Raw genomic sequence first — 17,875 nt, forward strand, 5'->3', positions numbered from 1 at the left:
GGCGAGACCGGTGCGCTGCGGATCCTCGTGTGTCCGCACGAACTCGTCATGGGAGGGAGCCAGATGAACGCGATCGATCTGGCGACCCGCATGCGCGACCGTGGACACGACGTCAGGGTCTACGCGCCCCCAGGTGAGCTGCAGAGCATCATCGCGGGACGCGGTCTCGTCTACCGTGCGGCTCCGGCTTTCGCCGGCGACTCTCTGCGGCCGCGCGTGGTGTCGGCGATGGCCGCCGAGATCAGGGACTTCCGGCCTGACATCGTGCACACCTACGAGGCGTCGCCATCGCTGGTGTCGGCGGCTGTGGCGGCCCGCGTCCCGCATCGCAACGTGACGACGGTGATGTCGATGGCCGTACCCGACTTCATCCCGGACTGCGTGCCGCTCTTCGTCGGGACCAAGGGGCTCCTGGACGGCCTTCCGCCCCGCCCTGGACCGGTGCACCTCATGGAGCCGCCGATCGACACCGCACACGACCAGCCTGGCGACGTCGCCACGGCGCGGCGGAGCCTGGGGCTGCGCGACTCCGATTTCGTGATCTCGGTGGTCGGGCGGCTCTCCCGGGAGCATCAGAAGGCCCGAGGCGTCGCCGCCGCGATCGCCGAGTTGGGATCAGCGATCGACGCCGCCGGTCCGGCCGTGCTACTGGTGGCCGGCGCGGGCGATGATGAGCAGAGTGTCCGGGATGCGGCAGCCGCCGCCGTGAACACTGGGCTCGACGTGCGGCTTCTCGGCAATGTCGAGGATCCCCGTGACGTATACGACGCCGCGGATGTCGTGTTCGGGATGGGCGGCTCCGCGCTGCGCGCTTTGGCGCACGCGAAGCCGTTGATCGTGCAGGGCGCCGACGGCTTCTGGCGGTTGTTGACGCCCGAGAGCGCGGAACTGTTCTTCGAGACCGGCTTCTTCGGTGCGGGAGCCGCTGTGGTTCCGTTCTCGACGATCATCGCCGCGCTGCGCGACGACGCCGACGAGCGGGCGCGCCTGGCGGAGTACGGTCGGATGCTGGTGGAGAAGCGCTTCTCCCTCGACGTCGCGGCCGATCAGCTCGAGCGCGTGTACCGCGACACGGCGGAGGGCGGAGGCGGGTATCCGATCCGCTCCGTCGTCGGCTCCCTTGCCAGGTATGCCAGGTTCCGCGTCGCGATGCGTGCTCCTGCGGTGCGTACGGCGTATCGCCGGGTGGTGGGCAGACATGACTGAGCGCGCGGAATCGCTGTCCGGCCGGGTGGCGCGCGGCGCCGCCTGGAGCGGCGCGAGCACGATCGCGCTCCGGCTCGGCAGCCTCGTGGTCGGGATCGTCATCGCCCGCATCCTCACTCCGGAGCAGTTCGGCGTGTACGCCGTCGCACTCACAGTGCAGGGCATCCTGATGACGGTTGCCGACCTGGGACTGTCCGCCGATGTGATCCGATCCGACGAGCCGGAGCGGATCGCGCCCACGATCGCGACGCTGGGACTCGTGAGCGGAGCCACGCTGACCGTCATCACGATGGTGAGCAGCAGCGCCCTGGCCGGCGTGATGGGCAGTCCGGAGGCGGGGCCGGCGATCGCCGTGCTCTCGCTCACCCTCGTCCTCGGTGGAGCGGGCGTTGTTCCGTTCGCCTTCCTGACCCGACGTTTCCAGCAGCGCGAGCTGTTCCTCGTGAACCTCGTCGACTTCACCGTCTCGACGGTCGTGACTCTGAGCCTGATCTCCCTCGGAATGGGCGTGATGGGCCTGGCGATCGGCAGGGTCGTCGCGCAGACTGTGTCGCTGGTGATGCAGTTCGCCTTGGCACGCGTCCGTCCCCGATATTCGATCGATCGCAGCGTACTGCGCCCGGTGCTCGCCTTCGGTCTGCCGATCGCCGCAGCGAACCTGCTCTCCTGGGGTGTGCTCAACGTCGACAACATCGTCCTCGTGCGCATCGCCGGCGCGACCGCGCTGGGGTTCTACGTGCTCGCCTTCAACATCTCCAGCTGGCCGATGACCGCACTAGGCCAGGTGGCCAGGGCGGTGACGCTGCCCTATTTCTCACGCACCGAGGACAAAGCCGGCAGTCTCGCGCTGATGACCGCCCTCGCCTGGGCCGGCGCTCTGCCGGCCGGAGCCGTGCTCGCCGTGCTCGCCGCACCGTTGATCGAGGTGGTCTACGGGCCGAAGTGGCTGCCTGCGGCGCCTGTCCTGGCCGCCCTCGGGGTGTACGGCGCCGTGCGCGTCGTCTTCGACGTGTTCGCCGGCTTCCTATACTCCCAGGGCCGTTCGCGGCCCGTTCTCTGGATCCAGGTGATCTGGCTTGTCGCACTGATCGCCGGAATGATCGCAGGCACCACGGCCTACGGGCTCGTCGGAGCGGGGTGGGTGCACGTGCTGGTCGCAATCCTCATCGTGCTGCCGGCGTACCTGATCGCCCTGCGACGCAGCGGCGTCGCCGTCGGCGCGGTGCTGCGGGCGTGCATGTGGCCGACCGTCGCCTCCGTTCCCGCCGTCGCGGCAGCCCTCGGAGCGCGGATCTGGGTGCCCGCTCCTGCTCTTTCGCTCGTGGTCGGCGGTCTCGCCGCGGTGCTCGTCTACTCGGCGTGCATGTTCCCGTGGGCGCGGAAGCACCTGCGCAAGCTGCGTGGAGCAGGCCGGACAACGGCCGTGAGGGCATCATGACCGGGCTGTGGACGCCTCGAATCCTGGCTCGGGGACAGGGGCCGGCCGCGAACGAAGCGGGCTCGTCGCCACGCGTCGACGTTGTCATCCCCAACTACAACTATGGCCGCTTTGTGGAACAAGCGCTCGACAGCGTGCTCACGCAGGAGGGCGTCCTGGTACGGGCGATCGTCGTCGACGACGCCTCCACCGACGACTCCGTCGACCGGGTGCGGGCGATCGCGAAGGGCGATGACCGCGTTCTCCTCGTGCAGCACGCGGTCAACAAGGGGCCCGTCGCGACCTTCAACGACGGGCTCGAACAGGTCGACGCCGAGTACCTCGTGCGCCTGGACGCTGACGACATGCTCACCCCCGGGTCCCTGGCGCGGTCGACCTGGCTCGCAGAGCGGCATCCGGGCGTGGGACTCGTCTACGGGCATCCGATCCACTTCGCCGGGGAGGCACCGCGAGCCAGAACCGGAGTCGACGGCTACACGGTGTGGTCAGGGTCGAGCTGGCTGGAATTGCGCTGCCGGCTGGGCGTCAACTGCATCACCTCCCCGGAGGTGCTCATGCGTCGGAGCGTGGTCGATGAGGTTGGAGGGCAACGGGATCTCGCGCACACGCACGACATGGAGATGTGGTTCCGAATCGCGCGAGCATCGGACGTCGGTCATCTCTCCGGCTGCGATCAGGCCTGGCATCGCGAGCACGGCGACAGCCTGTCGGCCCGCGAGGTCGATGTGATGACCGATCTCGAGGAGCGCGAGGCGGCGTTCCGCACGCTTTTCGAGGCGTCTCCGCATGCCGAGGATGCCCGGCTGTGGCGCATCGCCCGCACAGCGCTCGCTGCGGAGGCCGGCACGAGGACCGCGAGTGCGTATCTGCGCGGACGGGGAGGGACGCCCGAGACTGACGAGTATCTGCGTTACGCGCGAGACGTGCAGCCGCCCGGGACGACTCCTTATTCACTTCGGCGGGCGGAGCGCGCTGTGAGCGGCACGCTGCCTCTGGGCAGGGCGGATCCGGCACTGTTCGTCCTGGCCGCGAAGGAGAAGATCGTCCGCGGCATCCGTGCGCGTCGTTGGAGGGCGACGGGCCTATGACGACAGGCGGGCGATAGGGAACGATGCAGGGAACAGGACGACACGGGAGGGGAGTCCGATGACGATCAAGACGACGATGCGGCGCACTGCGGAGGTGCTCCGCGAGCAGGGGATCTCCGGCGTGCGGAGGAAGGCGGTCGGCAAGGCCTTCGAGCGCTGGGGCGAACGTGCGGAGGATCTCCATTTGCTTCCGGATGATGTCGCCGACTCGCGCCTCACGCCGAGGGCATGGCCCGGGACCGGAGCGGAGACGGGTCGGCCCCTGACCATCGGCTGGATCTTCAGCGGCCTCGCCGAGGGATCCGGCGGGCACACCACAGCCTTCCGGATGGTCGAGGCGCTCGAGGCGGCAGGTCATCGCTGCGTGCTGTACGTGTACGACGGCGTCGGCGGCTCCGCGGAGCGATACCGCGGGCTGGTGCGAAGCTGGTGGCCGAATGTCAAGGCCGAGATCCGGGACTACGCCGACGGGCTGAGCGGATGCGACGGCTATGTCGCGACCGCCTGGCAGACCGCCCACGTGCTGGCATGCCGGGGCGACATGCCTGGCGCCCGGCTGTATCTGGCGCAGGACTACGAGCCGTACTTCTACCCACGCGGTGCCGCATACGAGTTCGCCGCTGACAGCTACCGGTTCGGATTCACGACCATCACGATCGGACGGATGGTCGCGGACGAGCTCCGCGCCAACCACGATGTGACGGCGACGGTGGCGCCGTTCGGATGCGATACATCGGCATATCGGGTCGACTCGCCTGAACGGCGATCCGGCGTGGTGTTCTACGCCAAGCCGGGTATCGCCCGCCGAGGCTTCGAACTGGCGGTGCTCGGTCTGCGTGCGCTCCATTCTGCGCGTCCTGACATCCCGATCCACACGTTCGGAATCAAGCCGGGCTCCTTGCCGTTCCCCGCCGAGGTCCACGCGCACATGCGTCCTGCCGACCTCAATCTTCTCTACAACGGCTGCTCGGCGGGACTGGCGCTGTCGTTCACGAACATCTCCCTGATCGCCACCGAGCTCCTCGCGGCCGGCGTGGTTCCCGTGGTGAACGACCACGCCGGCAGCAGGGCCGATCTGGACAATCGCTACGTGGAATGGGTGCGCCCGACACCGGCGGCACTCGCTGAGGGGATCATCGCCGCACACGAACGGCATCGATCGGTCGGCCCTCGCACAGTGTCCGAGAGCGTGCGCGGGGTATCCTGGCAGCCTGCCGCCGACGCATTCGTCCGCGCAGTCGAGGATGCGTGCGGGGAGAGGGGTGTTCGATGACGCTTCGTGCATTCCTGCGTCTGTTGCGGCGCTGGATCGTCGTGATCATCGTCGGCGTGGTCGTCGCGATCGGAGCAGCAGTCGCCGCTTACATGGTCACACCGCCCACCTACTCCGTGAAGGCGCAGTACCTCTTCCTGCCCGCCGCGGTCGACGACAAGGGCGCTCCAGCGAATCCGTTCCTGATGGTGGGCAATGGAATCGGCATCCTGCTCGACTCGGTCAGTACGAGCATGATGGACGGCGAGACCGTCCGCGGGTTCGTCGGCGACTCCAAGCAGCTCGAGTACACCGTCGTCCGCGACGGCTCGGTGTCAGCGCCGCTGATTCTGATCACTGTGACTGACTCGGACAAGGCCTCGGCATTCGACGTCCTCGACCGGGTCGGGACGGAGACGCTCGACCGCAGCCTGTCGCTGCAGGAGGCGGCCGGCGCCCCGAAGTCCGCGCTCGTCGAGGGCACGCAGCTGACCCGGTCGGTCAAGGCGGAGGTGGATCACAAGGACGGGCTTCGCAACGGCATCCTCGCCGCACTCGGCGTGATCGTCCTCGTGCTGCTGATCGTCGTCATCGGCGATCGGCGGCGATCGAAGAAGGATCTCACTGCGATCCTCGATGAGTCGGCCGCTTCGGCGCCGGTGCACGCGGATGAACCGGTGGACCTTGAGGATCCGGCGGAGGAGTTGTTCCCCAGAACGCCCGCACCATGACGACCGAGCGCGCCGGTACGCGCGAACTCGCCGCCCGTGCCGTGCGGGTGATCGACCCCGTCGTGGCGGTGCAGATCTACGTCACCGTGCTTATCGCCTCACCGGCGGTCTACGTCGTCGGGCCGCTGGGCGCAGCGGGGACGCCGGCGACACTGGTCGGTTGCGGGCTGCTGCTGATCTGGATCACGCTGCGGCTGTCGCGCCGCGCCGACCCCGCGCGGCGCTCAGCGACACGCACGGTCCTCGGGCTGTTCGCCAGCGTCATGCTGGCCGCGTTCGCCGTCGGGATGCTGCGACCGATCTCCGCCGAAGAAGTCAACGCCTCGGTCCGTGGGCTGATCTCGATCGCGTCATGGTGCGGGGTGATCCTGTTCACGATCGACGCATCACGAACCAGGGGGTTCGTGCTCACCCTCGCACGCACTGTGGCGATCGCCGGCGGAGTGATGGCCGTCCTCGGGATCATCCAGTTCTACACCGGCCTGGATTACGTGCAGATCCTGCATCTGCCCGGTCTCGTGCAAAACTCGAGTTCTGGTGGGCTGTACGACCGATCCGGCTTCACCCGCGTGAGCGGCACCGCTCTGCACTCGATCGAGTTCGCGGCGGTGCTCAGCATCTGCCTGCCGGTGTCGCTCTACTTCGCGCTTGTCGAGAGCAGGCGCGCCGTACGGTGGCTGCCCCCGGCGTTCATGTTCCTCGCGCTCCTCCTGACGGTGTCGCGCTCGGGAGCCATCGGGCTCGGGCTGGGCATCGTGCTCGCATTCGTGATTGCGAACCGACGGCAGCGGTGGATCCTGCTCGCAGCCGTCCCCTTTGCACTGGTTGCGGTCAGGCTGGCCATCCCCGGGCTGGTCGGCACGATCAGCAACCTCTTCCTGGGAGCCGCCGAGGATACTTCGGTCAGCAGCCGGGTGGATGACTATGCGGCGGTGTCCTATTACATAGCGCAATCACCGTGGCTGGGGAGAGGACCGTCCACCTTCCTCCCCGGCATCTACCGTGTTCTGGACAACCAGTACGTGGGGACGCTCGTCGAGGCGGGCGTGCTCGGCCTGCTGATGCTGATCCTCCTTTTCCTGGTTCCGATGATCGCCTGTCTGAGCATCTGGGGCACACGTGGTGGGCGGAGCCGTCGCGCCCTCGCGTTGTCGGTCTTCACCTCGCTCGCGGCCGCGGCGTTGCTGTCGGTGACCTTCGACATGTTCGGGTTTCCCACGGCGATGGGTATGACGAGCGTGGTCATCGGACTCGCGGCCGCGTTCAAGGCCGAGTTTCACGGGCCACCGACCGTTGAGTCCCGACGGGCGACGCGGCTGCGTCGGTGGGTGCTCGGGGCCGTGGCCGCCGTACTGCTCGTTGTCGTGCCGCTCGGATACATGATGTGGCGAGCGGAACCTGTGTACGAGGCGAGAGGGACGGTCACGGTCGGGGTGGCTGTCGCCTCAGGGCAGAACGTCTACGACGAGCGGATCAACAGCCAGCCCGTACCGGAGCTGATGGCAATGCTGATGGATGACGACCAGATGCGTGCCGCGCTGAGGGAGCAGGGCGTCGACTACTACCAGGTGGCGCTGGGCGAGGGATCGCTCGCGCCGTTCAGCGACGTCGCGGGAGCCAAGAGCAGCGAGAACCTCAGCATCGCCACGCGCGCTGCCGATGTGCAGACCGCAGCTCGGAACGCCGAACTCGTGCGTGATGCGCTCGCCGCGAAACTCGAGGAGTTGCAGCAGGAGGCAGGCGTGCGCCGGGGTGCGCAGACGATCGTGCTGCAGGACGGATTCACGACTCCCGAGGTGTTCCTGGTCGGCATTCGACGGGACTACGCGCTTGCCGGCATCATTCTGTCCGCGCTCGTACTGACTGTGACGCTTGCCGGCAGCGCCGAGATCGGGAAGCTCCTCGCGCGCTTCCGTCCGCGCAGGCGCACTCACATAGACATCGCGGACAGGTACGCGCTCTCGAGGTCGGCGGCGGCCGCATCCCACGAGTAGGAGGCTGTATTGGCGATCAGATGCTCGCGCATCCCGCTGAGACGCTCGCCGTCGTACGCCATCGATCGGAGGGTTGCGGCGAGCCCTGCAGCATCGCCCACCGTGTGGTCGACGAAGTCTGCTCCGTCCCGCCCCCAGCTTCCCGATGCGGTGGTGACCAGGGGGACGCAGCCGCTCGCCTGTGCTTCGTAGGTGACGAGCGCGCTGCCCTCGGTCCAGGTCGGGAGTACGAGCACATCGCAGGACCGCAGCAGCGCCGCTGTGTCCGTGACGAATCCGAGTTCGCGGATGGACTCGTCAGCGAACTCGGCGGCAAGCGCGCTGCGATATCCCGTCTCGACTGCTCCGGCGACATCGAGTGTGGACCCGGGCGGCAGCCCGGCGTCCAGCCAGGCGTGCAGGGCGATGTGCAGGCCCTTCGTCGGGTCGCCGCGACCGAGGAAGCACGCGCGCAGCGGCCCAGGAGCGCTGCGGTGGCGCTCATCGGGGAAGAACGCCGCCGTATCGCAGCCATAGCGATGACGCAGAACCTTCCGGGCAGGAATCCCCTCTTCAAGGTACTTCTCCGCCGCATAGTGCGAGGGCGCCAGTAGCGCTGTGGCCGCCGCGAACTCCGCGGATTCCAGCTGCAGGACCTTCGTATCGGTCGCATGCGAGTGCCCGGAGGGCAGCGGGACGCCGGCATCCGCCGCCGCTGCGGCAGACTCCCGGTAGACGCTCGCCGTATGCGGATTGGGACATTCCCGTACTGCGGGCACCCCGAGCTGTCGTGCCACCGTGAGAGTACGAAGGCACGCTCGCGGCCAGACGTGCACGACGTCGGGACGAGGCCCGTTCTTCAGCCGCTTCGCCACGATCCGGTCATGCCGGTCATAGGCGTTCTGCACGCCGAGAACGCGATGCGGGATGCGCCGGCCCGCGAGGACCATGGTCTGGGTGACATGCACCGACGTCGGCAGGTCCGCGTCGCCGACGGAGGTGCAGTACAGCTCCACTTCGACGCCCCGACGCGCGAGACTGCGGATCTGGTTCAGGGCGGTCGTGGCGATGCCCGGCCAGTCCAGCGCGTGCGCGAAGCTGTAGAGCACCCGCAGCGGGCGGGTCGACTCGCTCATGCGACCTCCTCTGAGACAGCGCTCGGGTACCAAGCCGCCTTCGGCAGCCGCGCCCACGACTTCTCCGACAGCACCGTGCGCAGGATGGCGCGGTGGCGGGGACTCGCCACGCGCAGCAGCTCGTGCAGCACGACCATGCCGCGGTAGAAGGTGGCGATCATGCGCGGGTGGTGCTTGCGCGCGTAGCGGATCCGGTTCACCGTCTGCAGCCGGTCCAGGTCGATCGACGAGCCCGATCCGCCCTGACGGTGATGCACGGTCGCGGTGGGTTCGAACCAGACCGTGCCGCCGTTCGCGCGCACGCGCCGGAAGAAGTCCGTCTCCTCCGAGTACAGGAAGAACCGCTCATCCCACGCGCCGACAACCGCGGCCGTCTCGGCATCGATCAGCAGCGCGGCTCCGGTGGCCCAGTCTGCGGTGTGCGCCGTCCGGTACGCGTCGGGAGAGAACACGATCTCGCTCAGGCGCTGCGGGCGGCCTCGCAGGTGCCCGCCGAACAGTGCGTCTCCCAGCATCCGCAGCAGCGACGGCTCCCAGCGCAGCGAGGGCGTCAGCCCCTCGTCGTCCAGGATGCGCGGCACCACGATCCCGGCGCCCGACTGCCGCTGCCGTGCGCGCAGCGCCGCCAGGCACCCCGGCTCGACGACGAGATCCGGGTTGAGCACCACGATCGATTCCGCAGCTCCGGCATGCGCCATCGCCATGTTGATGCCGGCTGCGTAGCCGACGTTGCCGCCGGTCGCGACGCAGATCACATCGGGATGCTGTTCGACCGCAGCTCTGGTCTCATCCGTCGGCGAGTTGTCGGCCACGATGACCCGCAGACGCAGGTCGCCGGCATCCGCACGCAAGGACGCGATCAGCCCCGGGATGTCATCGGCGTTGCGGTACGTCACTATGACGATGGCGATGTCGGCGTGCTCCTGTGGGCCGGCGAAGTCGGTCATCAGTTCTCGCCTCCGCTCCGGACGTGCGAGAGTTCACGTGTGGAGATCTTCGTGCACCGGCGCATCTGGGTGAGATGGGCGCTCGCCGCGTACCTGGTGGTCGTGGCGCTGATCGTGCTGCTGCCCGTGTCGTACTCCGACATCATCGCCGCGATCTGGAACTGGATCCGCGCCGACCTAGGCATGACATCCTTCGGCGCCGGATGGGTCGAGTTCACCGCGAACGTCCTCATGTTCCTGCCCCTCGGGTTCCTGCTCACGCTGCTGTTCCGGCATCCGTGGTACGGCACGCTGCTCGCGCTGGTGCTGTCGGCCGGCGTCGAGATCGCGCAGATCGTCATCCCCGACCGGGTGGCGAGCCTGCGCGACATCGTCGCGAACACGCTCGGCGCGGCGATCGGGGCGTTCGCGGCCTGGCTGTTCGTCCTGCGGCGAGACCACAAGAGGGCGCGAGCCGCGGCACGCGCGACGGCATCCGCTCGCTGACCGATCATCCGTCCCCCCGCACCACTGTCGGCGACCACGCGTGCGCGATGAACACCGACGGCTTCCCTGAGCCGTCCGCGGCGAGCCTCCACACATCCGTGTCGCCGGGCTCCTCGCCCGGCATCCCGTAGAGCAGGGTCTTGTCGTCGAGCCACACGATCTGATCGTCGATGCTGCGCTTCTCGGCATCCAGCACCGAGATCTCGCCGGAGGTGATGTCGTACACGGCCGGTGTCCAGTGCACCGTCGCACCGGAACCCGACACGACACGCTTGAAGGCGATCCTCGTGCCGTCCGGCGACAGCGACGGGCATTCGACATCGGGTATGACGGTGCTCATCGTCCTCTTCGCGATGTCGCCCTTCACGAGATACGTCTGGCCGATGGTCGTCATGCCGACCGTCGCGTAGAACGACCGGTCGTCGATGAATGACACACCCCAGTAGTTGCGGTCGACGGGGGCGCTCTGCTTTCCGTCGATCAGCAGAGTCCAGTCCTCGAGATTGCCGAAATCGGTGCCGTCGCTCATCGACGTGATCCTGGTCTCCGTCGAGAATCCGATCGATGCATACGCGTGCCCGCTCACGAACGACGTCGTCGACAGCAGCGATCCGTCCGGTGAGAACCGGGTGCGGCTGGGCACACCGGGCAGCGGGCTGCTGGCCTTCTCCTCGCCGGCCGCGTCATAGACCTTGGCCGTGTACGTCGGGGCGATCCCGCGTTCGGACAACAGGCACGAGAGCAGCGACGTGCTCGCGGCCACGCGATCGCAGGCGATGTCGGTCAGAGAGCGACTCCCCGCCGGGTCATCGAGTGGCACGGATGCCACCAGGCCGTAGCCCTGCCCGGACGCGGTGTTGCGGAACACGATGCGGTCGCCGGTCGGGGTGCCGCCGTCCGACGTCTGCACCGACGAGGGAGCGTCCTGTCGCGCTCGGTAGTCCGACCAGGCGACCAGCGCGACGATCGCGGTCGCGCCCAGCGCGAGGGCTGAGACGAACGCGATGATCAGCCACTTCATCCGGGCGCTCATGAAGCCGCCGTACGTGGGCGGGACAGGTAGGGGCGCAGCAGCAGAGCGATCAGCGGGATCGCCACCAACAGCAGCGCTGAGACGATCAGCATCGACGCCTCACGGCCGATCGCGAACCACAGGATGCCGAATCCCGCGGCCGAGAGGAACCTGCTCACCGCCACCACGGTCTGCGCCGCGGCGATGCCGGTGCCGCGCGTCTCCGGCGTGGTCAGCTGCGCCGCCAGGGCGGCCAGCACGCCGTCAGTCGCCGCGTAGAACGCGCCCAGGCAGAGCAGGCACAGCAGAGTGGCGGCGATGTCGGCGATCGGAGACGCAGCGATCAGGTACGCACCGAGCAGGCCGACGTGCCCGAACACGAACACGCGCGCCCGGCCGATCCGGTCCGACAGCCGGCCGAGCGGAATCGCGAACGTCAGGAATGCGACGTTCGTGCCCACGTACAGCAGCGGGAACCACTGCGCAGCGAAGTCGCTTCGGTCCTGCAGGATCAGGTACACGAACCCGTCACCGATGGTGAGCAGCCCGAGGATGCCGGCGGCCGCGAGGACGCGTCGCATGGGGCCGGAGGTCACGACCTTCCAGTCGAACTTCGGGCGCGCGGTCTTCTCACCCTTCGGCCCCTCCACGCGCGGCCGGGTGCGAACGTTCGGCACGAACAGTCCGAGGATCGTCACACCGATCATCGCGAAGGCCAGCGAGGCGACGAAGATCGCGCCGTACCCATCCGGAATGAGCAACAGGATGAAGAACGCGAGCAACGGTCCGACCGCCGCGCCGATGTTGTCGAGCGTGCGGTGCACACCGAAAGACGTGCCCAGGTTGTCCGGATCCGACGAGGCCGTGATCACGGCATCCCTCGGCGCGGTCCGGATGCCCTTGCCTATGCGGTCCGCCGTGATCACCGCCGTCAGCGAGCCGAGCCCCGACACGAACAACAGACCCACACGTGCCACGGCCGCGATCGCGTAGCCGACGAACGCGACCCACTTCGGCTGATCGAGCCGGTCGGAGGTATACCCGCCGGCGATGCGCACCAGTGCGCTGACACCCTGGTACAGCCCGTCCAGGAAGCCGAACGCGATCATCGACATGCCGAGGAACGAGGTCACATACAGCGGCAGCACCGCGGTGATCGACTCCGACGAGATATCGGTGAGCATCGACACGATGCCGAAGGCCACCACGGTAGAGGAGACCGTTCGCGTGCCGTGGCTCGCGGGCGGCGCATCCGACTCATCCGGAGCATCGGTGGCCTTGGGCTTGTTCGAGAACGAGATGTACACAGCCGGTCACTTCACCCGGAACGTGCCGAACAGGGTGAACCGGTTGCCCGTGCCGGACGGCTCGACAGCGAGGGTGACGGACTCGAAAGCGCCGGTGTACTGCAGGGCGCCGTCGGCGGTGGTACCGCGCTGCAGACCGAAGTCCGCCCACAGCTTGCCGTAGTGGGCGGCGATGTCCTTCTCCGCCTTCGGCGCCACGGCGATCAGCGTGACCTGCATGTGCTTGCCCTCGGTCGCGATCGAACTGGAGATCACGGTCGATCCCTTCATCGGGCCGAGCACGCTGCTCGGGAAGCCGTTCACCAGCGCACCGTTCTTCGCAGCGGTCTTGGGCAGCGGCGCCGAGATCAGCGGATCGGGCTGCTTCAGCGGCGGCAGCCCTGTGCCGGGTGTCGCCGACGGGGGAAGCACCTCGGAGCCCTTCCGCGGTGTCGCATCCGGCGAAGGGCCGGGGCTCGGTTCCGCCGGCTTCGCGTCCGGCTTCCCGCTGGAGGATCCGGATGCGCCGTCGTCCGTTCCCGGCGATGTCGCACCGGCGGTCGTCCCTGCCGCGGGATGCCCGGGCGTCGAGGCACCCGGTGCATCCCACGGACTCCACAGCAGCACGATCGTGACCACCGCTGCGGCGATCACGACGGCCACGCCGGCGATCGCGGCCTTCATGCCGCGAGTCAGTCCGGAACGGGCATCCGTTCCGGAGGTCGCTTCCTCAGGCATGTCGCCCTCCCCGCGATGAACGCCGCACGGCGAGGTACGCCGGCGGCCCCTGCACGAGATAGCGGCGGGCGAGCCGACGCGGCTCCCGGAGCAGTCGCCAGGCCCACTCGAAACCTGCGCCGGCGATCCACCCGGGGGCACGGCTCACACGACCGGCCAGGAAATCCACTACCGCTCCGAACGCCAGCAGCACCCGCGCGCCGGTGAACCGGGCGTACTGGTCGATCCAGTGCTCCTGGCGCGGCTTGCCGAGGCACACGAGCAGGATGTCGACCTTCTCTGCGCGGACCCGCTCCGCGAGGTCGCGCTGCGCGCCGTCGTCGGCGAGATCCTCACGCGACGGGGTCCAATGCCCGGCGAAGCGGATGCCGGGCCAGTCCCGCGCGAGTCGCTCGCGCAGCGGCTCGGTGACCTCCTCGCTGCCGCCGATGACACCGATCGAGAGCCTGCCGGCGGATGCCTTGTCGAGGATGCCGTCGATGAGGTCGCTGCCTGCGAGCCGCGGATGCTTCGCGCCGGTCATGCGCCCGGCCTGCGCCGCGACCGGTGCGCCATCGATCAGGTTGAAGTGCTCCGGCGCGATCGGGTCGGAGCGATCACCGGACGGGAAGTGGTGATAGTGGTCGAGATTGATCGAGATGACCGCCAGTTGCCGCTCAGACGGCGCGCTCGCGGAAGCGGTGATGATGTCGATCGCGTCATCCCCACGCACCAGATGCACGTCAGTGCCCGCGATCCGCACCGTGGGCACGCCCGCCAGCCGGCTCCTCGCCATCGAGACGCGCGTGGTGGCGTCCTCTTCATCAGCGCTCACGACTGATCCCCCAACTCACCGACGTCCGCCGCCTCCACACGGCGGACATCGCTCCCTGTTCTCACAATACTTCGCTTCGTTCTTCTCTTGGAAGGACCCGCGGCCACGTTTCGCCGGGTTGCTGGGGAGGGGGCCCGGCGAGGGAGGGCGTGGCCGCGGATCCAGTCTCAGGGGCCGCCGTCCCCGTCGAGCCGGCGCATCAATACGCGCCGCTCGGCTGGATCATGACTTTGGCCGTGCGCCACATGATCTGCAGGTCGCCCAGAACCGACCAGTTCTCCACGTAGCGCAGGTCGAGCCGGACGCTCTCCTCCCAGGACAGGTCGGAGCGGCCGGACACCTGCCACAGGCCGGTGATGCCGGGCTTGAGGTACAGGCGGCGGTACACGATCTGCTCGTAGGCGTCGACCTCACTGCGCAGCGGCGGGCGCGGCCCCACCACGCTCATGTCGCCGGTGAGTACGTTCCAGAACTGCGGCAGCTCGTCGAGGGACAGCTTGCGCAGCACCCTGCCGACGCGGGTCACCCGAGGATCGTCTTTCATCTTGAAGAGCACGCCGGCGCCCTCGTTCTGCTCCTTCAGCGCAGCCAGCTGCTTCTCGGCATCCGTGCGCATCGAGCGGAACTTGACCATCCGGAACGTGCGGCCGTCGCGGCCCACCCGCTCCTGGAAGAAGAACACCGGGCCCGCGTTGTCCACCTTGATCAGCAGCGCGAGGACCGGCGTGATCAGCGCGATCGGAATCAGAGCCACGGTCGCGACCGTCACGTCCAGCGCCCGCTTGAGAAGGTGCCGCCCGCCCTGGTACGACGGCATCTCCACCTGGATCAGCGGCAGACCGTCGACCGGCTGGAACGTCATGCGGGGACCCGCCACATCGGTGAGCGGGTTCGAGAGCACCAGCTCGGCGGCCGTGCCCTCGAGCTGCCAGCTGAGCTGCTTGATGAACTCCGGGTCGCCGTCGGGGCGGCTCGCCACCACGATCGTGTCGGCGCCGAGCTGGGCGGCGACGTCGGCGACTGTGCTCACGTTGCCGAACACGGGGAAACGGGTGCCGTCGATCTCGAGGTCACGGGCGTTGCCGTCGAGCAGAGTGGCCGCGAGCACCTGGTATCCGGACGAGCCGATCGGGTGCAGACGTCGCAGCACGTACTCGACGTCGACACGGTTGCCGACCACGAGGGTGCGCGAGGCGAACCGGCCCAGACTCCGCTGGCCGGTCAGCCAGCGGCGCCACGTCCAGCGCGTCATCAACAGTGCGAACAGCCCGCCCGGAAGCGCGATGAGCATCGTCATCTGCATGTCGGGCAGTCGAAGGGCGACCGCGAGGATCGCCAGGAATCCGAAGGCGAGGCCTGTGGCATGCACGACCCCGCGGTACTCGGAGATGCTGGTGCGGAACAGCGCCGCCTGGCGCGTGTGCATCGCGGTGAGCACCGAGAACCAGACCGCCATCAGCAGCACGCTCTGCAGGAGGGCGACGGCGGGGGCACCGCCGAAGAGCATGCTGCTGATGGCGGTGGCGCTGGCCGCGACAACGATCACCATGGCGTCGGTCAGGCCGAGCCGGTGACGGTATCGCCGTTCCCAGGTGAGTCGGCGCTCGAGCGTCGCCGAAGCGCGCGGAGCGACCGAAGCGGGCGCGACAGCGTGATCATCGACGAGGAGGGTCGTCGACGGAACCGTCGCAGGCACGAATGCCTGACGGGTGCGAGTGACGCTCAGAGCGTCCTCCACGGAAGTCATGCCCAGGCTCCCCGAGCCAGCATGAAACGCAGTCCCCAGCGCATCATTATCCCCAGTAGTTTCCCCAGCCGCGCGCAACGAGACACGCGGTTCGTCCGCACACACCGACCCCTCGGGTTGTCTGCCCACGTGATCCCACATCACGATGTGCCGTCACCGTTCCCACACGGTGGGGCTCGCAGACAACGATGCGAACGTTGCTGACTCTAGTGCATCGCGGCCAGATCTGAAAGCACTTCTTGAGCCGAGTTGCGCAGCGGCCTCGGCAGGGGGCACCTGGCTAGCATGAGACGGTGCCGGCCGCCCTGATCGCCCTCCCCGCGCTGCTCCTCGCGGCTGTCCTGATCGCGAGCGGAATCGCCAAGCTCCGTCACCCGGACGACCTCTCCGGCTGGGCCGATCTGGGGGTCCCGGCGGCGCTGCGCCGGACCTGGCTCCTGGCGCTGCATCCGTGGGGTGAGCTCATGCTCGGCGCTGCCCTGGTCCTGCTCGGCGGCGTGCCGGGCGCCCTCGCTGCCCTCGTCGCGCTGGTGCTGATGGTCGGATACCTCGTGTTCGTCGTGCGGGTGCTGCGGACCGGCACCGACGCCTCATGTGCCTGCTTCGGAGCCCGAAAGCGCATCGTGCCCATGACTGCGGTGCGCAACGGCTGGTACGTGCTGCTCGCGCTCGCTGCGGCGTCGACGACATGGATGAGTCCGCTGCTCGGCGGTACGGTCGTGGAGCTCGGCGGAGCAGGCTGGACCTGGGGTGTCGGTCTCGCGGCCGCCGCGGTGACGGTCGCGCTCACGATGTGGCCGGTACCGGCGCAGGCGACGGATGCTGTGGATCCCGCGCCGACGCCGTCCGTCGGTGACGACGAACTGCTCGACTACGTCCGCTCGCTCACTCCCGCTGTGCCGCTCACCCTGGCGGACGGCGAGCAGGTCAACCTCCGCGCGCTCAGCATCCGCCAGCCGCTGCTGCTGCTGGCCGTCAAACCGGGATGCGGGTCGTGCGCCGATGTCATCGCGCAGGTGCCGGCGTGGCGGGAACTGCTGCCCGAGGTGTCGGTGCGGATGCTGCTGCGCGAGGCCCCTGAAGTCTCCGGGATCGCGGAGCGCGAGGAGCCGCAGTCGCTGCACGACATGGAGCGCTACGCCTACGACTCGCTCGGCATCAGGATCACGCCCAGCGCGGTGCTGCTCGGCGCCGACGGGATGCTGGCAGGCGGGCCCGTGACGGGAACAGCGGCGATCACGGAGTTCATCGCCGACGTCTACGAGAGTCTGCACGGCGAGCGGCCCGTGTCAGAGACCTGACCACCTGTCGAAGGGGAAGAGGATGACGACCGCACGGCCCACGATGTCGTCGTCATGCGCCCAGCGCCAGCATCCGGGATCGGGGTCCTTCTGCCCCCGACACGGATACGCGCCGTCGGCCGAGTTCGACCGATGATCTCCGAGCACGAGGTACGAGCCCTTCGGCACCGTCACCTCGGGCAGGCAGCGCATCGAGCGGGGCGTGGAATCGCAGTCCAGCGTTCCCGGTTCGAACGGGAAGTCCTCGAAGACGTACGGCTCGTCGACGGGCTTGCCGTCGACGAGCATCCGTCCGTCGGCGGAGCAGCACGACACGGTCTGCCCCGGCCCCGCGATCACCCGCTTGATCAGGGTGTGCTCGCCGGAAGGGCCGAACCCGCTGACCTCGCCGAGCCAGCGCAGCGCCGCCTTGAGCGGGTTCTCGCCGGCGGAGGCATGCTCGCCCCAGGTCACGTCGGCATTGAACACGATGATGTCGCCGTCGCCGGGCTGCGCATCCCCGACGTAGGCCAGCCGGTTCACCAGGACCCGGTCACCCACCTGCAGGGTCTGCTCCATCGAGCCGGACGGCACCCAGAAGGGCTTCGCCACGAACGACAGGAGAGCGCCCACCACGATGAAGGCCGCGATCAGATGGAACCAGGTGCTGCCGGTGATGCGCCGCCAGAGCGGACGCCGTGGTGTGCTGGCGACGTCCTCGGTCATGGGAACAGCCTAGAG

The 17,875-nt window shown here is 68.5% G+C and carries 16 protein-coding genes; 8 read left to right on the forward strand and 8 right to left on the reverse strand.

Features of this window, described 5'->3' with window-relative positions; genetic code table 11:
- Nucleotides 1–63 precede the first annotated feature (63 nt).
- Genes ACFVDO_RS12850 through ACFVDO_RS12875 form a run of 6 tightly spaced genes read left to right on the forward strand, consistent with a single transcriptional unit; the run spans nt 64 to nt 7,709 of the window.
- The gene (locus tag ACFVDO_RS12850) at nt 64–1,206 is read left to right on the forward strand and encodes a glycosyltransferase family 4 protein (RefSeq protein WP_378857780.1); all 1,143 of its coding nucleotides are present in this window, start codon (nt 64–66) and stop codon (nt 1,204–1,206) included.
- Nucleotides 1,199–2,644, forward strand: coding sequence for a lipopolysaccharide biosynthesis protein (locus ACFVDO_RS12855; protein WP_378857779.1), 1,446 nt, complete (start codon nt 1,199–1,201; stop codon nt 2,642–2,644). Before ACFVDO_RS12850 ends, ACFVDO_RS12855 begins: the two co-directional genes overlap by 8 nt.
- The gene (locus tag ACFVDO_RS12860) at nt 2,641–3,732 is read left to right on the forward strand and encodes a glycosyltransferase family 2 protein (RefSeq protein ID WP_378857778.1); all 1,092 of its coding nucleotides are present in this window, start codon (nt 2,641–2,643) and stop codon (nt 3,730–3,732) included. The genes ACFVDO_RS12855 and ACFVDO_RS12860 overlap by 4 nt, the downstream gene beginning before the upstream one ends.
- 58 nt (nt 3,733–3,790) lie before the next feature.
- Nucleotides 3,791–5,005: a glycosyltransferase family 1 protein gene (locus tag ACFVDO_RS12865; protein WP_378857777.1), complete on the forward strand. Its 1,215-nt coding sequence runs from the start codon at nt 3,791–3,793 to the stop codon at nt 5,003–5,005.
- Nucleotides 5,002–5,715 (forward strand): hypothetical protein, encoded by a 714-nt coding sequence (locus ACFVDO_RS12870; RefSeq protein ID WP_378857776.1) that lies wholly within the window; start codon nt 5,002–5,004, stop codon nt 5,713–5,715. The genes ACFVDO_RS12865 and ACFVDO_RS12870 overlap by 4 nt, the downstream gene beginning before the upstream one ends.
- Complete coding sequence (locus ACFVDO_RS12875) at nt 5,712–7,709, forward strand: O-antigen ligase family protein (RefSeq protein WP_378857775.1); 1,998 nt, start codon at nt 5,712–5,714, stop codon at nt 7,707–7,709. Before ACFVDO_RS12870 ends, ACFVDO_RS12875 begins: the two co-directional genes overlap by 4 nt.
- On the opposite strand, the gene ACFVDO_RS12880 is transcribed toward ACFVDO_RS12875, so the two are convergent.
- Complete coding sequence (locus ACFVDO_RS12880; RefSeq protein ID WP_378857774.1) at nt 7,646–8,824, reverse strand: glycosyltransferase family 4 protein; 1,179 nt, start codon at nt 8,822–8,824, stop codon at nt 7,646–7,648. The genes ACFVDO_RS12875 and ACFVDO_RS12880 overlap by 64 nt on opposite strands.
- Nucleotides 8,821–9,771 carry a glycosyltransferase family 2 protein gene (locus ACFVDO_RS12885; protein ID WP_378857773.1) on the reverse strand — a complete coding sequence of 317 codons (951 nt, stop codon included), beginning with the start codon at nt 9,769–9,771 and terminating at the stop codon, nt 8,821–8,823. The genes ACFVDO_RS12880 and ACFVDO_RS12885 overlap by 4 nt, the downstream gene beginning before the upstream one ends.
- Before the next feature lie 39 nt (nt 9,772–9,810).
- Here ACFVDO_RS12885 and ACFVDO_RS12890 point away from each other — a divergent pair, with 39 nt between their 5' ends.
- Nucleotides 9,811–10,257 carry a VanZ family protein gene (locus tag ACFVDO_RS12890; RefSeq protein ID WP_378857772.1) on the forward strand — a complete coding sequence of 149 codons (447 nt, stop codon included), beginning with the start codon at nt 9,811–9,813 and terminating at the stop codon, nt 10,255–10,257.
- A 4-nt stretch (nt 10,258–10,261) separates the two neighbouring features.
- Here ACFVDO_RS12890 and ACFVDO_RS12895 read toward each other — a convergent pair whose 3' ends face one another.
- The 5 genes from ACFVDO_RS12895 to ACFVDO_RS12915 form a co-directional block, all read right to left on the reverse strand.
- A complete protein-coding gene (locus tag ACFVDO_RS12895; RefSeq protein ID WP_378857771.1) occupies nt 10,262–11,290 on the reverse strand; it encodes a hypothetical protein in 1,029 nt (342 codons plus the stop codon).
- Entirely contained in the window at nt 11,287–12,576 is a 1,290-nt protein-coding gene (locus tag ACFVDO_RS12900) for an MFS transporter (protein ID WP_378857770.1), read from the reverse strand. Before ACFVDO_RS12900 ends, ACFVDO_RS12895 begins: the two co-directional genes overlap by 4 nt.
- A gap of 6 nt (nt 12,577–12,582) precedes the next feature.
- A complete protein-coding gene (locus tag ACFVDO_RS12905) occupies nt 12,583–13,293 on the reverse strand; it encodes a hypothetical protein (RefSeq protein ID WP_378857769.1) in 711 nt (236 codons plus the stop codon).
- On the reverse strand, nt 13,286–14,107 hold the full coding sequence (locus ACFVDO_RS12910; protein WP_378857768.1) for a WecB/TagA/CpsF family glycosyltransferase: 822 nt from the start codon (nt 14,105–14,107) through the stop codon (nt 13,286–13,288). The genes ACFVDO_RS12905 and ACFVDO_RS12910 overlap by 8 nt, the downstream gene beginning before the upstream one ends.
- A 199-nt stretch (nt 14,108–14,306) precedes the next feature.
- On the reverse strand, nt 14,307–15,854 hold the full coding sequence (locus ACFVDO_RS12915) for a sugar transferase (RefSeq protein ID WP_378857767.1): 1,548 nt from the start codon (nt 15,852–15,854) through the stop codon (nt 14,307–14,309).
- Nucleotides 15,855–16,147: 293 nt separating this feature from the next.
- Here ACFVDO_RS12915 and ACFVDO_RS12920 point away from each other — a divergent pair, with 293 nt between their 5' ends.
- On the forward strand, nt 16,148–17,155 hold the full coding sequence (locus ACFVDO_RS12920) for a MauE/DoxX family redox-associated membrane protein (protein WP_378857766.1): 1,008 nt from the start codon (nt 16,148–16,150) through the stop codon (nt 17,153–17,155).
- On the opposite strand, the gene lepB is transcribed toward ACFVDO_RS12920, so the two are convergent.
- A complete protein-coding gene (lepB, locus tag ACFVDO_RS12925; RefSeq protein ID WP_378857765.1) occupies nt 17,144–17,860 on the reverse strand; it encodes a signal peptidase I in 717 nt (238 codons plus the stop codon). The genes ACFVDO_RS12920 and lepB overlap by 12 nt on opposite strands.
- Between the last annotated feature and the right edge of the window lie 15 nt (nt 17,861–17,875).

The organism is Microbacterium sp. NPDC057741 (assembly GCF_042798735.1).
In the GTDB taxonomy this organism is placed as follows: Bacteria; Actinomycetota; Actinomycetes; order Actinomycetales; family Microbacteriaceae; genus Microbacterium.